The following is a 17,224-nucleotide window of genomic DNA, read 5'->3' on the forward strand; positions in this document are numbered from 1 at the left end:
CACGGTGGGGAAGGGTCCGTAGGTTTTCTCAGTATCGAGCGCGCCTCGCGGATCGCCGGGATGACGCGCCGATGGTCGGCCGTGGGAATCGTCCGCTGGGGGCACGCGGTACGTTCACCCCATGTCCCCCTCAGGTCCCAGCGACGGCGACGGATACGACTGGTTGTACGAGGACGAATCCGGTCGTCACCGTCCCCGGCCGGCCGCGTCGGGCTCGGCCGTCCCGCCGCCGAACCTGCCCCCGCCCGGATCGAAGGGTTCGCGGCCGAAGCGCTCCAAGGACCGCAAGGACCCCGAGGCGCGCAAGCCGCGCGGCCGGTGGCGCCTGCTGTGGCTCATCCTCGTGCTCTGGTTGGCCTTCCTGCTGATCGTGCCGATCGTCGCCTGGTCCAAGATCACCAAGGTCGACGCCACCCCTGACAGTGAGCGCCCGCAGGACAAGGCCACGACGTGGCTCATCGTGGGCACCGACAAGCGTCCGAAGGATCGCTCGCGCGGGCGCACCGACACGATCCTGCTGTTGACCTACGGTGGTGGCGGCCCCTCCGTCCTGACCTCGATCCCCCGCGACTCCCTGGTCAACATTCCCGGCCACGGGCGCACGAAGGTCAACGCCGCCTACGCCTACGGCGGGCCTCCCCTGCTGGTCGAGACCATGGAGGGTGCCACGGGCCTGCGCATCGACGGGTACACCGAGATCGGCTTCGTCGGCCTGCGGGACGTGGTCGACGCGCTCGGCGGGATCGAGATCTGCCCCGACCAGGACATCAAGGACAAGGACGCCCGGCTCAACATCAAGAAGGGCTGCCAGGAGGTCGACGGCAAGACGGCGCTCGGGTACTCCCGCTCGCGCAAGGCGTTCGGCACCGGCGACATCGCCCGCGGCCAGCATCAGCGCGAGGTCATCGGCGCGATCGGCAAGGCAGCGCTCTCGCCCAGCACCGTGCTCAACCCGTTCACCTACTCGCGCGTGGCCACGACGGCGGCCGAGTCGCTCGCCGTGGGCGACGACGTCTCGATGTTCTCGTTCGGTCGCTTCGCGTGGAAGCTGGCACGGGCGGTCGGCGGCGACGGACGCAGTTGCACGGTCCCCATCGCCAACCTGTCGGTCGAGTGGGATCGCGAGCGCGCGCTGAAGTACTTCGGTCACCTCAAGAACGGCACGACCGACGAGCTCGGCACCCTGTGCACCGAGGACGGGATGCGCGACTGAGCCCGCTCAGCCGGCGAACGCGTCGGCGGTGAAGGCCTCGACCTGCTTGACCGACCGGTCCAGCACGTCGCTGTGGCCGGCGCCGCGGTACTTCGTGTAGGTCAGGTCGAGGTTCCGGCCGCGGTACGCCTTGGCCAGGGAGTCCGTCAGGACGAGCGGCACGATGTCGTCGGCGGTGCCCTGGGCGATCAGGATCGGGCCACGGATCGTCGGGAAGCTCGGATCGTTGGCGTCGAGCTGGCCGCGCACGAGGTCGGGGTCGGCATTCTTCGCGGCGAACTTCGACATCGGCGACAGTCCGAACTCGCTCGTGCCGAACAGCTCGAGCAGGCACAGCTCGCTGACCTGCGGGTAGAGCTTGCGACCCTTGGCGTTCAGGAGCCGGTCGACCGGGATCTGGTCCGGGTAGGCCACCTCGAGGCCACGCAGGATCATCGCGACGAACGCCGCGGGGACGTTGACCTCGCCGGAGAGGGCGGCCTGGGCGGCCAGCGACATGTGCGACGGTGGCGCGAACGCGACGGTGCCGACGATCTCGAGCTCACGGGCGTAGTGCGGCGCCATGGAGCTGGCCCAGAGAGCCGCGTGGCCGCCTTGGGAGTGCCCGGAGACCAGGACGCGCTTGCTGATGGCGGCGTCGAGCTGGCGGGCGGCGCGGACGATGTCCAGCACGGCCCGGCCCTGGGACGAGCCGATGAGGTACGGGTGGTCCCCCGGGGTCCCGAGGCCCTCGTAGTCGGTGCCGACGACGACGTGGCCCGAGTCGATCCAGCGCTGCAGGCGCGTGACCGTCGAGTTGGCGCCGGGGATCGCCGAGATCTGACCGCGCGTCGGCGCGCACTGGTCGGCCATGCCGGTCGTGCCGTGGGCCCAGGTGACGACGGGCCAGCCGCCCTGGGGCGCCTCTCCCTGAGGAGTCGCGACGAAGCCCGAGGTGGCGACCGTCTTGCCGGCGACGCCCTGCTGGGCGTAGAGCACGAGGCTCACGTCAGCGTTGGCCAGCCCCAGGCCACTGTCCGCCTTCCGCGACCAGATGAGGTCACCGTGGCTGTAGTCGCTGAGGTCGGACGGCGGACGGTAGAACGCAGTACCGACGGGGGCGGCCGTCCGCTTCGGGGACTCCTCGTCCTGGGTGCAGGCGGCCGCGGACAGGAGCATCACGGCGCTCAAGGCGAGAGCGGCCAGTCGTCGGATCACGCCCGTCATCGTACGGGTGCGCGCCCGGCCCGGACGCGCCCTCGGCGGGTCGGTGCCGGGGAGGCGGCACCGACCCGCCGCGGGGGGACCTGCGAGGTTCCCCGAAATCACCGTCCCGACTGGCGAGCCCGGAACACCCCACCCGCCAGGTCGCCGACGATTCCACCGGCGAAGACACTCACCGCGAGCAACCAGGCGAACCCGCCACGGTCGGTGAAGATCAGCACGAAGGCAACCAACGCCGCGGCTACCACCAGGTGCGCCAGGATCCCTGTTCTGCTCAGCACGGTCGGAGTCTTCATCGGATGCCTTTCGAGTGGACGCACGCAGCAGCTGGGGACCATCCTCGATGCAGACTCACTCGTGGCGACGAGTTCTCCACACCCACTGCACCATCATGATCAGCAGGTAGGCGACGAGGAAGTAGCCCGCGAACCGCCAGTCCTCGGGGGCTCGATCCGTCATCAGAACGGTGGCTCCGAGCAGGGCCACGACCACGATGGCCAGATTCACCGCGTCTTGTTTCAGCACTTGACGACCTTCCCTGTTACGACGGCCGCCGCGACGACGCGGAACTTCAGTTCAACACACTTGCCCTGCTTCTTCGCCTTCTTGAACACGCCGCGCAGCCCGTAGAAGTAGGCGGTCACCGCGGCTGCGCAGACCGCCTTGACCAGGAGCCCGGCCGCACCCGCGCGCGGGATCGCCTTGCAGAGCGTGTTGACGCCCGCACCCAGCGACGCGAACATCGCGTCGCGGATCTTCCTGGTTTCCTTCTTGCTGAACTTCACACAGACGGCAGTCTTGAGGTCGCAGAACTTCAGCTTCGGGTCGGCCACGATCGGGTAGTCGAACTCGCCGGCCCGGTGGTCGACGACCTGGATGATCGCGTCCTCACGTACCTCGTACCGGGTCGGCACGCGGCGTCCCTCGGCGTCGACCGCCCACGGCGCCTCGACCTGGGCCGTGAGGATGCCGTCGCCGTCGATCAGGTCCACCCCGCCGTCCGGAGTCAGCTCGGGGCGCACGCCCGGCGTGGCTCCCAGCCCGAACCGATAGGACGTAGGTGCCTCGGCCGACTCGATGCCGACCAGGATCTGGGTGCCCGTGGCCGTCGGCGCGACGGCGACCGTGGCGTCATCACGACCAGGCAGGATGTAGCGGCCGTCGGACTTCTTCGTCTTCGTCCGCGTCACCGGCAGGTCCACGGCGATCGCCGACGAGGCCGCCGTGCCGAGGGTGACGCGACCGTCCCTGACGGCCGTGGTCGGTGACTTCGAGATCGGGACGGCCTCGTCGACCTGGGCGATCTGCCCCAGTCGATCGCGGACCGTCACGGCCGGCTCGTCGGCGTGGGTGGCGGGCAGGGTTGTTGCGGTGAGCGCGACCGTCGCCGCCAGGACGGCGACGGTGCGGGTGGCGATGTGCATGAATCCCCCGATTCAGTCAGGCAAAACGCATTGGGCGTTTCACTGACGCACAAGATATTGGGCACGGCGCGACGACGTCAAGCGCTCATGCACAGGGAGAGGGGAGCCGGACTGGGGACTCAGGTCGCGCGCTGCAGCCACGGCACGCGCGTCACGCCCGGGAGCGGGAACACCAGGAGAGCCAGCCAGAGGAGCCCGGCCGCGACGATGCCGTCGAGGTACCAGTGGTTGGCCGTCACGGTCACGACGACAAGCGTCACGGCGGCGTGCAGGATCGCCAGTCGTCCGATCCACCCCCCGGCCGTCCGGGTCACCACCAGCGCGATGAGCAGGGCCCAGCCGACGTGCAGGCTGGGCATGGCCGCGAACTGGTTGGCGACCGCGCCGCTCGCGCCGTCATAGGCGTCCGGGCCGTACACGCCCATCGTGTCGACGAAGCCCCACTGGGGGAACATCCGCGGGGGCGCCAGCGGGAAGGCGATGTGCAGGCAGACGGCGACCGCGGTCATCGAGATGATCAGGTTCCGCGCCCAGCGGTACTCGATGCGTGGGCGGAAGAAGAACCCCCACAGCAGGAAGGCCACGGTCACGGGGAAGTGCACCGCCACGTAGTAGACGTTGGCGGCCTGGAGCAGATTCACCGACGTCACGAGCCCCTGGACCATGGCCTCGTCCGGGAGCAGCAGCACACGCTCGACGGCGTGCACCGCCTTCGCATTGGCGTGGGCGGCCTGCTCGGCGTTAATCGTCACGAGTCGACCCGTGCGATAGAGCAGGTAGACCAGAGCGATCAATCCCAGCTCGAAGGTGAACGGCCAGCACACGTCGCGCACCCGAGAGACCACCGCGGAGCCACGCGAGATGGTCATGTTCGCCATTGTCACCCGGGCACCCGGGTCTGGGAAGTCCGAGCGGCTCGACAGCCCTCGCCTCTCACCCCCCGAGCCGGGAGCGACCCCGGGTCCGGACAGATCGGCGCCATCGTGGACGCCTCGCCCCGCGAGGGCGTCGTCGTGATGCCCGAGGGCGGTCGCGCGGGCTGGTACACCGATGGGGTTCACCCGGTTCGGGTCCGACGGCCTCGCGCCGAGGTACTGCACCGGCACCGGCGCCCACGCCTGGACCTACTGGCGGGCCCACGACGCGAACTGGCTGCAGCACGCCTACGGAACGTCGCCGGCGCCGCTCGGGTGCCCCTTGGGGTGGGGCAGCCGCGCGGCTGACCGGCGACAGGTGGGTCAGAGGGTCGACTGGATGCCGGCGAGCAGCTGGCGTGCCATGACGATGCGCTGGACCTGGTTCGTGCCCTCGTAGATCTGCGTGATCTTCGCGTCGCGCATCATGCGCTCGACCGGGTAGTCACGGGTGAAGCCGTAGCCGCCGAGCAGCTGGACGGCATCGGTCGTGACCTGCATGGCCGTGTCGGACGCGAAGGCCTTGGCCGCCGCGCCGAAGAACGTGAGGTCCTTGTCGCCACGCTCCGAACGGCCCGCGGCCGCGTACGTCAGCTGGCGGGCGGCCTCGATCTTCATGCCCATGTCGGCGACCATGAACTGCAGGCCCTGGAAGTCCGAGACGGGCTTGCCGAACTGCTTGCGCTCCTGGATGTAGCCCAGCGCGTAGTCGAGCGCGCCCTGGGCGACGCCCACCGCCTGCGCCGCGATCGTCACGCGGGTGTGGTCGAGCGTCTTCATGGCGATCGAGAAGCCCTCGCCGACCTCACCGATGATGCGGTCGCCGGGGATGCGCACGTTGTCGAAGTAGACCTCGCGGGTGGGCGAGCCCTTGATGCCGAGCTTCTTCTCCGGCGCGCCGAAGGAGACGCCCTCGTCGGACTTCTCGACGACGAACGCCGTGATGCCCTTCGTGCGCAGCGCGGGATCGGTCTGGGTCAGGACCGTGTAGTACTCGGACTCGCCGGCGTTGGTGATCCAGCGCTTGGTGCCGTTGATGACCCAGTCGTCGCCGTCGCGCTTGGCAGTCGTCTTCTGGTTGGCGGCGTCGGAGCCGGCCTCGGGCTCGGACAGGCAGTAGCTGAAGCCACCCTCGCCGCGGGCGAGCTTGCCCAGGTACTTGGTCTTGATCTCCTCGTTGCCGCCGATCTGGACCGGCAGGGAGCCGAGCTTGTTGACCGCGGGGATCAGCGAGCTCGAGACGCACACACGGGCGACCTCCTCGATGACCAGCACGGTCGCCAGCGCGTCGGCGCCCGCGCCGCCGTACTGCTCGGGGACGTGCGGAGCGTGGAAGTCGGCGGCGATGAGGGCCGCGTTGGCCTCACTCGGGAAGCGCGGCTGCTCGTCGACGTCCGCGGCGTACGGAGCGATCTTCGCCTCGGCCACGGCGCGCACCGCCTCGCGGATCGCCTGGTGCTCCTCGGACAACGCGAAGAAATCGGACACGCTCAACTCCCGGATCGAAAAATGTGGAACCACCGGATTCTACGCCCGTGTGACAGGGCTCTCTCCCCACGGGTCGGGTTACCGTCGGGTATGACGCAGATCCAGGACGAGGCGGAACTGCGCGCGATTCTGGGCCAGCCCCTGCAGCGCGCGCTCGACAAGGACCGCGACCGGCTGACGACGCATCACGTCGAGTGGCTGCGGCACTCCCCGCTCTGCCTGCTCGGCACCTCGGGTGCGGACGGCAGCTGCGACGTCTCGCCCAAGGGTGACCCCGCCGGCTCACTGGTCCACGTCATCGACGACCGCCGACTCGCCCTGGCCGAGCGGCCCGGCAACCGGCGCGCCGACGGCTACGCGAACATCCTGACGAACCCGCACGTGGGACTCGTCTTCCTCATCCCCGGTCGCGGCGACACCCTGCGGGTCAACGGACGGGCGCGCCTGCTGCGCACCGACGACGGCGGACCGGGATATGTCGATGCCCTCGTCGTGAAGGGCCGGCGGCCGGTCCTGGTCTGCGAGGTCGAGGTCGAGCAGGTCTTCTTCCACTGCGCCAAGGCGTTCCTGCGCTCGCAACTGTGGGACCCCAGGACGTGGCGGCCCGACGCGCTGCCGTCGCGGGCCGAGATCGCGCACGACATGGAGCGCCCTGACGACTCCGTCGAGGAGCTCGAGGCGTACTACGGCGCGCAGTACAGCGCGAACCTCTACTGAGTCAGCGGTCGCGCAGCGCCTCGACGAGCACCGCGCCGAGCTCGGTCGGCTTGCTGAACTGCGGCCAGTGCCCGGTGGGCAGGTCGACGAACTCCAGGTCGCGGATCCGGGCCAGCTCACCCACCCAGGGCTCGCCGGCCTCGATCGCGTCCCGCAGCACCTGCGAGGGGAACTCGCAGCTGATCACGGTGGCGGGAACGTCGTAGCGCCGCTCGTCGGAGAGCCGGATCCCGTCGGTCGCGACCGCCCTCGGCTGGGGGATCGCCCGCGCCGCGAAGTCGGCCCGCAGCGCGCCGTCCAGGTCGGCCAGAGTGGCCTCGCCGAAGATCTCCCACGGCGGCAGCGGGATCTCGTCACCGTCGGCCGGGAGCTGGTCGTTGATGGCCTCCCCCTCGACCGGCGGGCCCGAGTCCACGTAGACGTTGCGGGCGATCCGGTCGGGGCGCCGATCGGCCACGCCGTGGATCACGGCGCCGCCCCCGGAGTGCCCCACGAGCACGACGTCGCCGTCGAGCCCGTCGACCTGCTCGGTGACGAAGTCGATGTGGTCGGCCAGACCGATGCCGGCGCGGGAGGCGTCCCGGGACTCGAGTCCGGGGAGCGTGAGCGGATGGGTGCGGTGACCCGCCTCGACGAGCTGCGGCGTGACGGCATCCCACGAGGAGGCGTCGAGCCAGAACCCCGGAACCAGAACGATGTCCATACCGGCACCGTAGGCCGCCCGGACGACAGAAGCGAGAGGCGAACGTCAGTGCCCGCGGACCTTGGCGCCCTTCGCGCGAGCGGCGTCGGCCAGGGCTGCCTGGAAGTCCACCATCGCGGAGGTCAGGGCGGGATCGCCGGTGGCCAGGATGCGCACGGCCAGCAGGCCGGCGTTGCGGGCGTTGCCGATCGCGACCGTCGCGACGGGCACCCCGGCGGGCATCTGGACGATCGACAGCAGCGAGTCCATCCCGTCGAGGTACTTCAGCGGGACGGGCACGCCGATGACCGGCAGCGGCGTCACGGCGGCGAGCATGCCCGGCAGGTGGGCCGCTCCCCCGGCGCCGGCGATGATGACCTCGATGCCGCGCTCGTGCGCGGTGCGGCCGTACTCGAGCATCTCGTCGGGCATCCGGTGCGCCGAGACGACGTCGGCCTCGTACTCGATGCCGAACTCGCCCACGGCCGTCGCGGCGGCCTCCATCGTCGGCCAGTCCGAGTCGGACCCCATCACGATTCCCACGCGTGCCGTCATGCCCGGTCTCCGTCCGTCAGCAGTGCCGCGCTGCGCCGGGCCCGGCGCAGCACGTCCTCGAGTTCGTCGCCCACGGCGGTCACGTGGCCCACCTTGCGGCCGGGCTTGACCGCCTTGCCGTACAGGTGGACCTTGACGTCGGGCTGCGCCGCGAGCGCGACCTCGCGCTGGGCGGCGAGATCCTCGACGGCACCGCCGAGGATGTTGACCATGACGCTCCACGGCTGACGCGGCGTCGTGGACCCCAGCGGCAGGCCCATGACCGCGCGCAGGTGGTTCTCGAACTGGCTCGTCACGGCGCCGTCGATCGACCAGTGGCCGGTGTTGTGCGGGCGCATCGCCAGCTCGTTCACCAGGATCCGGTCGTCGTTGGTCTCGAACAGCTCGACGGCGAGCATCCCCACCACGTCGAGCGCCTCGGCGATGGTCCGGGCGATCGAGCGGGCACGCGCCTCGAGCACGGGGTCGAGGTTCGGAGCCGGCGCGATGACCTCGAAGCACACGCCGTCGACCTGGCGGGACTCCACGACGGGGTAGTCCACGATCTCGCCGGTGGCGCTGCGCGCGACCTGCGCGGACAGCTCGCGGCGGAACGGCACCAGCTCCTCGACGAGCAGGGCGCCCTCGGCGCCGAAGGGCTCGTCGAGGTCGGCGGCGGACTCGACCTTCCAGACGCCCTTGCCGTCGTAGCCGCCGCGCGCCGTCTTGACGATCGCCGGGAAGCCGAAGGCCTCGACGTCGGCAGGCTCGGCCACCGGCGCCCAGCGCGGGCACGGCACGCCGAGATCGGTCAGCCGCCGACGCATCACGAGCTTGTCCTGGGCGTGGATCAACGCGTCCGGACCGGGGCGGCAGTCGTGCCCCTCCTGCACCAGCGTCCGCAGGTGCTCCGGCGGGACGTGCTCGTGGTCGAACGTCACCACGGGCGCGTCCTGCACGGCGCGGCGCAGGTCGTCCAGATCCGTGTGCGTGCCGATGTGGTGGTCGGCGATCGCCTGGGCGGCGGACACGTCCGGGCCCTCGGCGAGCAGGGTCAGCCGGATGCCCAGACCGATCGCCGGCGGCTGCATCATCCGGGCCAGCTGGCCACCACCGATGACGGCCACGTCGTGCTGCGGGGGTTCGTGCGTCACGGCGCCAGCCTAGGGCGAGATCGCGATGGCCAGCGGTCGAGGTCGCTCACCGGGACCGGAACGGGAGCCGCTCCGAGACCGTGATCGGCGAGAGATGGCCGAACCCCTTGATGTGACGCGGCGGCAGCACCCGCTTCTCGAAGGTGTCGCCGAGCGCGTCGGCGGTGGCCTGGTCGACCAGCAGCCGGTTGGCCCGCGCGACCTGCGAGAGGCGCGCGGCCAGGTTGACCGGGGGTCCGAACACGTCGCCCAGCCGGCTCAGCACCGATCCCGTCGCCAGGCCGACCCGGACGTCGGGCAGCTTGGGGCGGGCGCCGATCGTGTTGATGATGTCGACCGAGATCCGGGTGGCCCGCACGGGATCGGGGTGCACGAACAGCATCGCGTCGCCCAGCGTCTTGATGACGCGCGCGCCGGCAGCGGTGATGAGGTCGCCGCAACGCGTCTCGAACTCCTCGACGACCGACGCCAGCGAGGCGTCGTCCAGCCGGTTCGACAGCGCCGTGAAGCGGGTCATGTCGGCGAACCCGACGGTCATGTCGGTCGACAGCAGCGCCTGGTCGTTCTCGCCCAGCGCGGTGAGCCGTGCCGCCGCGGCCGCCAGGTGGCGCCGCCAGACGTGCACCATCAGCCGCTCGAAGCCGGGCACCGAGGTCTGGGCCAGCTCGAGGGCCGCGTCCGCGCGGCTGTCGGACTTGCCGCGCTCGATGTCGGACTCGAGCTGGTCGACCAGGATCGTCACCTGCCAGTCCGCGAGCCGCGACATCGTCTGCCCGAGCGCTCGGGTCAGCCGGAAGACCGTTTCCTCGTCGAGGATCTGGTGCTCCATCGCGTTGGCGACGATCGCGACCGCCGTGACGTCGGCGTCGCCGAAGGCGGTCTCGTCGCCGGGGTCGGGGAAGCCCAGGTTGCGCCACAGTCGCGCGGCCTGCTCGGGGGTGAGGCCGCCCCGCTCCGCGGTCTCGGCGTTCGTGTACTGCAGCTGCTCGGCCAGGATGATGTCGACCAGCTGCTGATCGTCAGGACTGCTCATCGCGGCGTGCCTCCGGGGCGTGCGACTCCAGGACCAGTCGCGTGATCGTGCGGTGGAACTCCTCGATCCGAGGGATGTCGTGCAGGTGCAGCCCCGACTGCTGGCTGGCGTCGTGGATGATCAGCGTCCCGCAGCCCAGGATGCGGTCGACGACGCCCTTCTCGTACGCGACGTCGTTGATCCGGGCGAGCGGGATGACCCGGCCGCTGCGGGTCAGGATGCCCTTCTGCTCGATCAGGCGACGGTTCGTGAGCGTGTAGGTCCACGTGAGCCAACGCAGGAACGGAATGAGCGTGCCCCAGATGAACAGCACGGCCAGCACCACGAGACCGAGCAGTCTCGGCGTGCCTCCGCCCGAATCACCGACCGCTCCGGCGAAGTACCCGCCGATCAGCATGATGGCCAGGCCGACGAGGAACGGCACGATCAGCACCTTCACATGGGTGCGCGTCTCGGCCTCGACCGTCTCGTCGTCGAGGAGCAACTTCTCGGACAGCATGCGGCCATGTTCCCACGACGGACACCAGCCGCAGCGTCACACGGGGCGCAGGTGCGTCACGTCGCCGGCCGACCAGGCGATCCCGTCCACGACGATGCGCCCGGACTCGTCGATGCCGGTCGCCTCGCCCACCACGTCGCTGCCGTCCGGCCGCTGGATCCTGACCTGCCGCCCGATCGTCGAGCACACGTCGGCGTAGGCCCGTGCCAGCTCGTCCTGGCGGGCGGGATCGCGCCACTGCTCGAGTCGCGTGCGCAGTGCCGAGAGGAGCACTCCCAGCAGCTCGGCCCGGTCGACCGTCGTCGCGCCCTCCAGCCACAGCGACGTCGCGGTCTCGACCGGCAGGTCCTCGGCGGTCAGGGCGACGTTCAATCCGACGCCGATGACCGCGGCCGGGCCCTGCGACGTCTCGACCCGCTCGACGAGGATCCCGCAGAGCTTGCGCCGGTCGTCGATGAGCACGTCGTTCGGCCACTTCAGGGCGGCGTCGACACCGACCTCGCGCACGGCATCCACGACGGCCAGGCCCGTGACGAGCGGGAGCCACGGCCAGCGCGCCGGCGGCACCTCGACGGGACGGACCAGGACCGAGACCGCGATGCCGGTCAGCGGCGGCATCGTGAACGTGCGGTCGAGGCGGCCCCGACCGGCTGCCTGGTGATCGGTGGTGTGGACGCTCCACTCGGGGGCCCCATCGCGGGCGGCGCTCGCCAGGTCGGCGTTGGTGCTCGCGGTCTCCTGCGTCACGTGGACGGTGAAGCCGGGAGCCACGTCGGCCAGGCGGTCGCGGTCGAGGGGCTCACGCTGGGGCTGCTGCACGGCCCCACCTTGGCACAGGCACGCCGATCGACGACGGCTACTGCGGGCCGAGGACGCCCGGCGCCGGCGCTGCCCCCGCCTGCTTGAGCTCGACGAAGATGACGTGCGTCGGTGTCTCCCCGATGTTCTTCGCGTGGTGCTGCTGCGCCGGCAGCCACAGCACGGTGTCGGCGTCCAGGTCGACGTCCATCTGGAAGTCCCCGGACATGAGGCGCCGCTTGAAGGAGCTCAGCGTGTACATCACGCTGTCGGGGTGCTCGTGCGGCGTCGTCTCGTCGCCGGGGGCGTCGGTGTAGTCCAGGACCCGGACCTGGTCGTTCTCGAAGATGACGCGGTAGTGATCCACGTTGGTGACCGTCGGATCGAGGCTCATCCTTCGATCATGGCACCGGCAGAACCCGGAGAACAGACCTTGCGCCTGCCTTGCTGTGGCACCAGAAACCGCTCCGGTTAAGGTGTTCGCCATGACCGACGCCCTGCCTGACGTCCCGCTGGAGGAGCACCCCGAGCTCCACACCACCGCCGGAAAGTTGGCCGAGTACGAACGACGCCACCACGAGGCGACCGTGGAGGTGGCCGACCGTGCCGCCGAGAAGCAGCACGCCCGCGATCGCAAGAGCGCGCGTGAGCGGATCGAGCAGCTGCTCGACGAGGGCTCGTTCGTCGAGCTCGACGCGCTGGCCCGTCACCGCGCCACGGCGTTCGGCCTCGACAAGAACCGTCCGCTCGGCGACGGCGTCATCACCGGTTACGGCACGATCGACGGCCGTCAGGTGTGCGTCTTCAGCCAGGACTTCAGCATCTTCGGCGGCAGCCTCGGCGAGGTCTACGGCGAGAAGATCACCAAGGTCATGGACCTGGCGATGAAGTCCGGCTGCCCCATCATCGGCATCAACGAGGGGGCCGGCGCCCGCATCCAGGAGGGCGTCGTCTCGCTCGGCCTGTACGGCGAGATCTTCCGCCGCAACGTGCACGCCTCGGGCGTCATCCCGCAGATCAGCCTGATCATGGGCAACTGCGCCGGCGGCCACGTCTACTCCCCCGCGGTCACCGACTTCACGATCATGGTCGACGGCACCTCGGGCATGTTCATCACCGGACCGGACATCATCAAGACGGTCACCGGCGAGGACGTCACGATGGAGGAGCTCGGCGGCGGTCGCACGCACAACACCAAGAGCGGCAACTCGCACTACCTGGCCTCCGACGAGGACGACGCGCTCGAGTACGTCAAGGCGCTGATCTCCTACCTGCCGCAGAACAACATGGAGGAGCCCGAGGCGTTCCCCGAGGTCGTCGACCTCGAGCCGAGCGATCTCGACCTCGCGCTCGACACGCTCATCCCGGACTCGGCCAACCAGCCCTACGACATCCGCACCGTCATCGAGACCGTGCTGGACGACCAGGAGTTCCTCGAGGTCCAGCCGCTGTTCGCGCCGAACCTCGTGATCGGCTTCGGCCGCGTCGAGGGAAAGAGCGTCGGCGTCGTGGCCAACCAGCCGATGCAGTTCGCCGGCTGCCTCGACATCGACGCGTCCGAGAAGGCCGCCCGCTTCGTCCGCACCTGCGACGCGTTCAACATCCCGGTCCTGACGTTCGTCGACGTGCCCGGCTTCCTGCCCGGCACCGATCAGGAGTGGAACGGCATCATCCGCCGCGGCGCGAAGCTGATCTACGCGTACGCCGAGGCCACCGTCCCGCTCGTCACGATCATCACGCGCAAGGCCTACGGCGGCGCCTACGACGTCATGGGCTCCAAGCACCTCGGCGCCGACATCAACCTGTCGTGGCCGACCGGCCAGATCGCGGTCGTCGGCGCCTCCGGCGCGGTCAACATCCTGTACCGCCGTGAGATCGCCGCTTCCGACGATCCCGAGGCGCTGCGCGCCGAGCTGATGACCGAGTACGAGGACACGCTGTGCAACCCGTACGTCGCGGCTGAGCGCGGCTACATCGACGGCGTCATCAAGCCCAGCCAGACCCGCGCCGAGATCGTCAAGGCCCTGCGCCTGCTGGCGACCAAGCGCGAGTCGCTGCCGCCCAAGAAGCACGGGAACATCCCGCTCTGATGTCCGACGAGACGCAGACCCCCGACGCCCCGGAGCAGCAGCCGCTGCTCCGGGTGGTCAAGGGCGATCCGACGCCGGAGGAGCTGGCGGCGCTCGTCGCCGTCATCGCGGCCCGCAACGCCGCGGCCGCGGCCGCTCAGGTCGACGAGCCTCAGCCGCGCAGCCAGTGGGGCCACCCGACGCGCCAGCACCGCACGGTGCACCGCTCCGGGCGTGGCCAGTGGCGCGCCTCCGCCTGGTGACGACCAACTGACGGTTTCCGGGGAAACTCACCCCTCCCGCCCATGTGGCACGATCTCGGGCATGACCCTGCGCCACGAACCTGACGTCTCGGCCGCCGACTGGTTCGTCCGGGCGGACGCCGACTGGCAGACACTCGCGGGCCAGGGCCCTCCGGGTTTCGAGGCGTACGCCACGGTCCGGTTCGACGATGGCGAGTCCGAGCACTACCGCAGCGACGACGAGCTCATGGCGATCGTCGTCGCGCTGGCCGCCCAGCACACCCGGACACCCGAGGACGTGTTCTTCGGACTGTGGGACGGCTGGGGCGAGCTGACCGACCAGGGCCGCGTGTTCTCCGTCGTGCGGTCGAACTGGTTGCGCGACCTGTGGTTCCGGCCCACTCCACCGCGCAACCGTCCGGCCTTCCGTGCCGAGGTCACCGACGGGCCCCGGGTCGACCTGCGTGGCAAGCGCGCGTACCTGCTCTTCCGCGGACCGGCCCGCGACGTCGGCGACTGGGGCGCCGCCGACTACGCCCCCGATGTCGAGCGGACGCTGCCGCCGGCCTCGATCACGTGGCCGGCTGACCACGCCTGGTTCATCGCCGCCGACGTCGACGATGACGGGCTGTGCGTCGGCGGCTCCCAGCGTCTCGTCGACGCCGTCCTGTCCCACCCTGACCTCGCCGCCGAGCCCGCCGCGTACGGCGACGTGCCGGACAGCGACAACGAGGACCGATGAGGTTCGTCCTGGCCTCGGCGTCGCCGGCCCGGCTGTCGACCCTGCGTCGCGCCGGAGTCGACCCGGAGGTGATCGTCTCGGGCGTCGACGAGGACGTCGTCGTCGCCGACAGCCCCGCCGAGCTCTCGACCGAGTTGGCACGACTGAAGTGCCGCGCCGTCGCCGTGGACCACCCGGACGCCCTCGTCCTGGGTTGCGACTCGGTGCTGGAGTTCGACGGTGAGATCCTGGGCAAGCCGTACGAGCCCGAGGTCGCCCGTCGTCGCTGGTACGCGATGCGCGGCAACGTCGGCGTCCTGCACACGGGCCACTGCCTGCGGCTCGGGGACGAGGAGGTGGTCCGCCACGCGGCCACGCGCGTGCACTTCGCGTACGTCACCGACGAGGAGATCGACGCCTACGTCGCGAGCGGCGAGCCGCTGCAGGTCGCCGGCGCCTTCACCATCGACGGCCTCGGCGCGGCCTTCGTGACCCGGATCGAGGGCGACCACCACAACGTCGTCGGGGTCAGCGTGCCCGTCGTGCGCGAGATGATGCGCGACCTCGGTCAGGAGTGGACCTCCCTCTGGCGCTGATTCATGGCACGATGTCCGGCGACGTTGTTGGTGTGGGGGGAGAACTACGTGACCAAAGTGATGTCGCTGATCGGCACGATCGCGCTGGCGATGACGGCCCTGTCCTGGCCGGCGGCCACCGCCGACGAGGTGGAGGGCGCCACGTCGATGATGCTCGTGATGGACGCGTCCGGGTCCATGGCCGAGAAGACGGGCGGGGGCACGACGCGAATCCGGGCCGCCAAGGACGGACTCAACGCCGTGATCGACGCCCTGCCCGCCGAGCAGCGGGTCGGCTTCCGGGTCTACGGCGCCAGCGACGTGGCCGAGGACGACCCGGCGGCCTGCACCGACTCGAAGCGCATCGTCGACCTCGACACCGACAACCGCGACGCGCTGCGCAAGGCCGTCGCCGAGTACGAGCCTGTGGGCTGGACCCCCACGAGCCACGCGCTGCGCGAGGCCGCCAAGGATCTCGGCGACTCGGGACAGCGCACGATCGTCCTGGTCTCGGACGGCGAGCCGACGTGTGACCCCGATCCGTGCGTCGTCGCCCGCGAGATCGCGAAGGACGGCATCGACCTGCGCATCGACGTCGTCGGGTTCGACGTCTCAGGTCGCGCGAAGAAGACCTTGCAGTGCGTGGCCGACGAGGGCAACGGCACCTACTACGACGCCGACGACGCGGAGAGCCTGACCGACAGCCTGCGGGTCTCGTCGGTGCGCGCCTCGCGTCCGTTCGACCTCACCGGCACCCCCGTCCGGGGCACGCCCGCCTTCGAGGGAGCGCCGCTGCTCGAGCGGGGCCAGTACACCGACACCATCGCGACCGACGCGACCGCCCACTACCGGCTGCAGCATTCCGCGCCCGGCACGACGTTCCACGTCGGTGCCGTGGTCAGTGGTGTCTCGGGCGACCTCGGCGCCGCGGCGGTCCTGCGCGTGACGCGCCTCAACGGGCAGCAGTGCAAAGCCGACACGACGTACGGACTCGACATGTCCAGCCGGTCGCCCATCTACTACGGCGGCGTCTCCAGTTGGGTGCTCGACGCGGAGTCCGCGTGCCGCACCGACGACGAGCTCGCCCTCGAGGTCGACCGGGTCGTCGGCACCCTGGAAGGCCGCCCGATCGAGCTGGCGGTCTACGAGGAGCCGCCGATCACGTCGGACCTCGCCGCGGGCACGGTCGGCGACGAGCCGCGGTGGGTGGCGCCCACGCCGGGCACTCCCCGCGAGACGGTTCCCGGAACGAGCATCGCGAACGCGCCCGAGGTCGAGCCGGGCACCTACCGGATGGACATCAGTGCCGGCGAGACCCAGGTGCTGGCCGTCCCGGTCGACTGGGGCCAGCAGCTGCGGGCGCAGTTCGACGCCACGCTGAACGACGACGTGCGGGACGCTGCCAAGGCCGGCAGCGGGGTCGACGTGACCGTCATCAACCCGTTGCGCCGCGACGTCACCGTCAGCCAGTTCGGGCAGAGGCCGAAGGACTGGACCGCGGTGCCGATCGTCGCGGCCCGCGAGAACATCGCGTACCGCACCGGCGCCATCTCCTGGCCCGTCCATCCCGCCAACCGGGCCCACCCCGGCGCGGATCGCCAGGGCGCGTCGCTGGCGGGCATGCACTACGTGCTGGTCAGCCTGAAGCTGCAGGGTGACGAGGCGAACCTGCCGTACACGCTCACGCTCGCGCGCGAGAACGTGCTGGGCGACGTGGCGCCGACCTACGCCGAGGTCGAAGGGCTCGAGGCCCCGAGCGCCGACTCCCGGCTGGTCGACTCCCCCGTCAGGACGGCCGCCGCGGACGACGAGACGACCGCCGACGAGGACGAGTCCACGGCCGCCCTGGCCGACGAGTCGGGCACGCCCGTGACGTGGCTCGTGGGCGGCGCGGTCGTGCTGGTGGCACTCGTCGCCGGGGTCGTCCTCGTGCTGCGCCGCCGTCGCTGATCGCCTCG

The 17,224-nt window shown here is 70.5% G+C and carries 20 protein-coding genes; 7 read left to right on the forward strand and 13 right to left on the reverse strand.

Going from position 1 to position 17,224, the window contains the following annotated elements:
* Positions 1-121: 121 nt before the first annotated feature.
* Positions 122-1,213, forward strand: a complete 1,092-nt coding sequence (locus tag NP095_RS12420; protein WP_232418585.1) for an LCP family protein — start codon at positions 122-124, stop codon at positions 1,211-1,213.
* Positions 1,214-1,219: 6 nt separating this feature from the next.
* On the opposite strand, the gene NP095_RS12425 is transcribed toward NP095_RS12420, so the two are convergent.
* From NP095_RS12425 to NP095_RS12450, 6 genes are all read right to left on the reverse strand, one after another.
* Positions 1,220-2,410: an alpha/beta fold hydrolase gene (locus NP095_RS12425; protein WP_232418584.1), complete on the reverse strand. Its 1,191-nt coding sequence runs from the start codon at positions 2,408-2,410 to the stop codon at positions 1,220-1,222.
* A 107-nt stretch (positions 2,411-2,517) separates the two neighbouring features.
* A complete protein-coding gene (locus NP095_RS12430; protein WP_256766093.1) occupies positions 2,518-2,697 on the reverse strand; it encodes a hypothetical protein in 180 nt (59 codons plus the stop codon).
* 70 nt (positions 2,698-2,767) lie between these two features.
* Positions 2,768-2,923, reverse strand: a complete 156-nt coding sequence (locus NP095_RS12435) for a hypothetical protein (protein WP_249379169.1) — start codon at positions 2,921-2,923, stop codon at positions 2,768-2,770.
* 11 nt (positions 2,924-2,934) lie between these two features.
* Positions 2,935-3,840, reverse strand: a complete 906-nt coding sequence (locus NP095_RS12440) for a hypothetical protein (protein ID WP_232419516.1) — start codon at positions 3,838-3,840, stop codon at positions 2,935-2,937.
* Between the two features lie 119 nt (positions 3,841-3,959).
* Positions 3,960-4,709 carry a phosphatase PAP2 family protein gene (locus NP095_RS12445; protein WP_232419515.1) on the reverse strand — a complete coding sequence of 250 codons (750 nt, stop codon included), beginning with the start codon at positions 4,707-4,709 and terminating at the stop codon, positions 3,960-3,962.
* A gap of 369 nt (positions 4,710-5,078) precedes the next feature.
* Positions 5,079-6,242: an acyl-CoA dehydrogenase family protein gene (locus NP095_RS12450; RefSeq protein WP_404801096.1), complete on the reverse strand. Its 1,164-nt coding sequence runs from the start codon at positions 6,240-6,242 to the stop codon at positions 5,079-5,081.
* Between the two features lie 90 nt (positions 6,243-6,332).
* Here NP095_RS12450 and NP095_RS12455 point away from each other — a divergent pair, with 90 nt between their 5' ends.
* Positions 6,333-6,959 carry a pyridoxamine 5'-phosphate oxidase family protein gene (locus NP095_RS12455; protein ID WP_232419511.1) on the forward strand — a complete coding sequence of 209 codons (627 nt, stop codon included), beginning with the start codon at positions 6,333-6,335 and terminating at the stop codon, positions 6,957-6,959.
* A 1-nt stretch (position 6,960) separates the two neighbouring features.
* On the opposite strand, the gene NP095_RS12460 is transcribed toward NP095_RS12455, so the two are convergent.
* Genes NP095_RS12460 through NP095_RS12490 form a run of 7 tightly spaced genes read right to left on the reverse strand, consistent with a single transcriptional unit; the run spans position 6,961 to position 12,053 of the window.
* A complete protein-coding gene (locus NP095_RS12460) occupies positions 6,961-7,662 on the reverse strand; it encodes an alpha/beta fold hydrolase (protein WP_232419509.1) in 702 nt (233 codons plus the stop codon).
* Between the two features lie 45 nt (positions 7,663-7,707).
* On the reverse strand, positions 7,708-8,196 hold the full coding sequence (gene purE / locus NP095_RS12465; RefSeq protein ID WP_232419507.1) for a 5-(carboxyamino)imidazole ribonucleotide mutase: 489 nt from the start codon (positions 8,194-8,196) through the stop codon (positions 7,708-7,710).
* On the reverse strand, positions 8,193-9,329 hold the full coding sequence (locus NP095_RS12470) for a 5-(carboxyamino)imidazole ribonucleotide synthase (protein ID WP_256766094.1): 1,137 nt from the start codon (positions 9,327-9,329) through the stop codon (positions 8,193-8,195). Before NP095_RS12470 ends, purE begins: the two co-directional genes overlap by 4 nt.
* Before the next feature lie 46 nt (positions 9,330-9,375).
* Positions 9,376-10,362: an adenylate/guanylate cyclase domain-containing protein gene (locus NP095_RS12475; RefSeq protein ID WP_232419505.1), complete on the reverse strand. Its 987-nt coding sequence runs from the start codon at positions 10,360-10,362 to the stop codon at positions 9,376-9,378.
* On the reverse strand, positions 10,349-10,861 hold the full coding sequence (locus NP095_RS12480; protein WP_232419503.1) for a PH domain-containing protein: 513 nt from the start codon (positions 10,859-10,861) through the stop codon (positions 10,349-10,351). Before NP095_RS12480 ends, NP095_RS12475 begins: the two co-directional genes overlap by 14 nt.
* Before the next feature lie 36 nt (positions 10,862-10,897).
* Positions 10,898-11,680, reverse strand: a complete 783-nt coding sequence (locus NP095_RS12485; RefSeq protein ID WP_232419501.1) for a biotin--[acetyl-CoA-carboxylase] ligase — start codon at positions 11,678-11,680, stop codon at positions 10,898-10,900.
* 37 nt (positions 11,681-11,717) lie between these two features.
* Positions 11,718-12,053 (reverse strand): hypothetical protein, encoded by a 336-nt coding sequence (locus tag NP095_RS12490; protein WP_232419500.1) that lies wholly within the window; start codon positions 12,051-12,053, stop codon positions 11,718-11,720.
* 91 nt (positions 12,054-12,144) lie between these two features.
* Here NP095_RS12490 and NP095_RS12495 point away from each other — a divergent pair, with 91 nt between their 5' ends.
* The 5 genes from NP095_RS12495 to NP095_RS12515 all read left to right on the forward strand — a co-directional run bounded on the left by NP095_RS12495 (position 12,145) and on the right by NP095_RS12515 (position 17,216).
* Positions 12,145-13,749: an acyl-CoA carboxylase subunit beta gene (locus NP095_RS12495; protein ID WP_232419499.1), complete on the forward strand. Its 1,605-nt coding sequence runs from the start codon at positions 12,145-12,147 to the stop codon at positions 13,747-13,749.
* Positions 13,749-13,991: an acyl-CoA carboxylase subunit epsilon gene (locus NP095_RS12500; protein WP_232419497.1), complete on the forward strand. Its 243-nt coding sequence runs from the start codon at positions 13,749-13,751 to the stop codon at positions 13,989-13,991. Before NP095_RS12495 ends, NP095_RS12500 begins: the two co-directional genes overlap by 1 nt.
* A 61-nt stretch (positions 13,992-14,052) precedes the next feature.
* Positions 14,053-14,712, forward strand: coding sequence for a hypothetical protein (locus NP095_RS12505; RefSeq protein WP_232419496.1), 660 nt, complete (start codon positions 14,053-14,055; stop codon positions 14,710-14,712).
* On the forward strand, positions 14,709-15,287 hold the full coding sequence (locus NP095_RS12510) for a Maf family protein (protein ID WP_232419495.1): 579 nt from the start codon (positions 14,709-14,711) through the stop codon (positions 15,285-15,287). Before NP095_RS12505 ends, NP095_RS12510 begins: the two co-directional genes overlap by 4 nt.
* A 48-nt stretch (positions 15,288-15,335) precedes the next feature.
* Positions 15,336-17,216 carry a VWA domain-containing protein gene (locus NP095_RS12515; protein WP_232419494.1) on the forward strand — a complete coding sequence of 627 codons (1,881 nt, stop codon included), beginning with the start codon at positions 15,336-15,338 and terminating at the stop codon, positions 17,214-17,216.
* Positions 17,217-17,224: the final 8 nt, after the last annotated feature.

Origin of the sequence: Aeromicrobium duanguangcaii, from assembly GCF_024508295.1 — a bacterium.
Classification (GTDB): Bacteria; Actinomycetota; Actinomycetes; order Propionibacteriales; family Nocardioidaceae; genus Aeromicrobium; species Aeromicrobium duanguangcaii.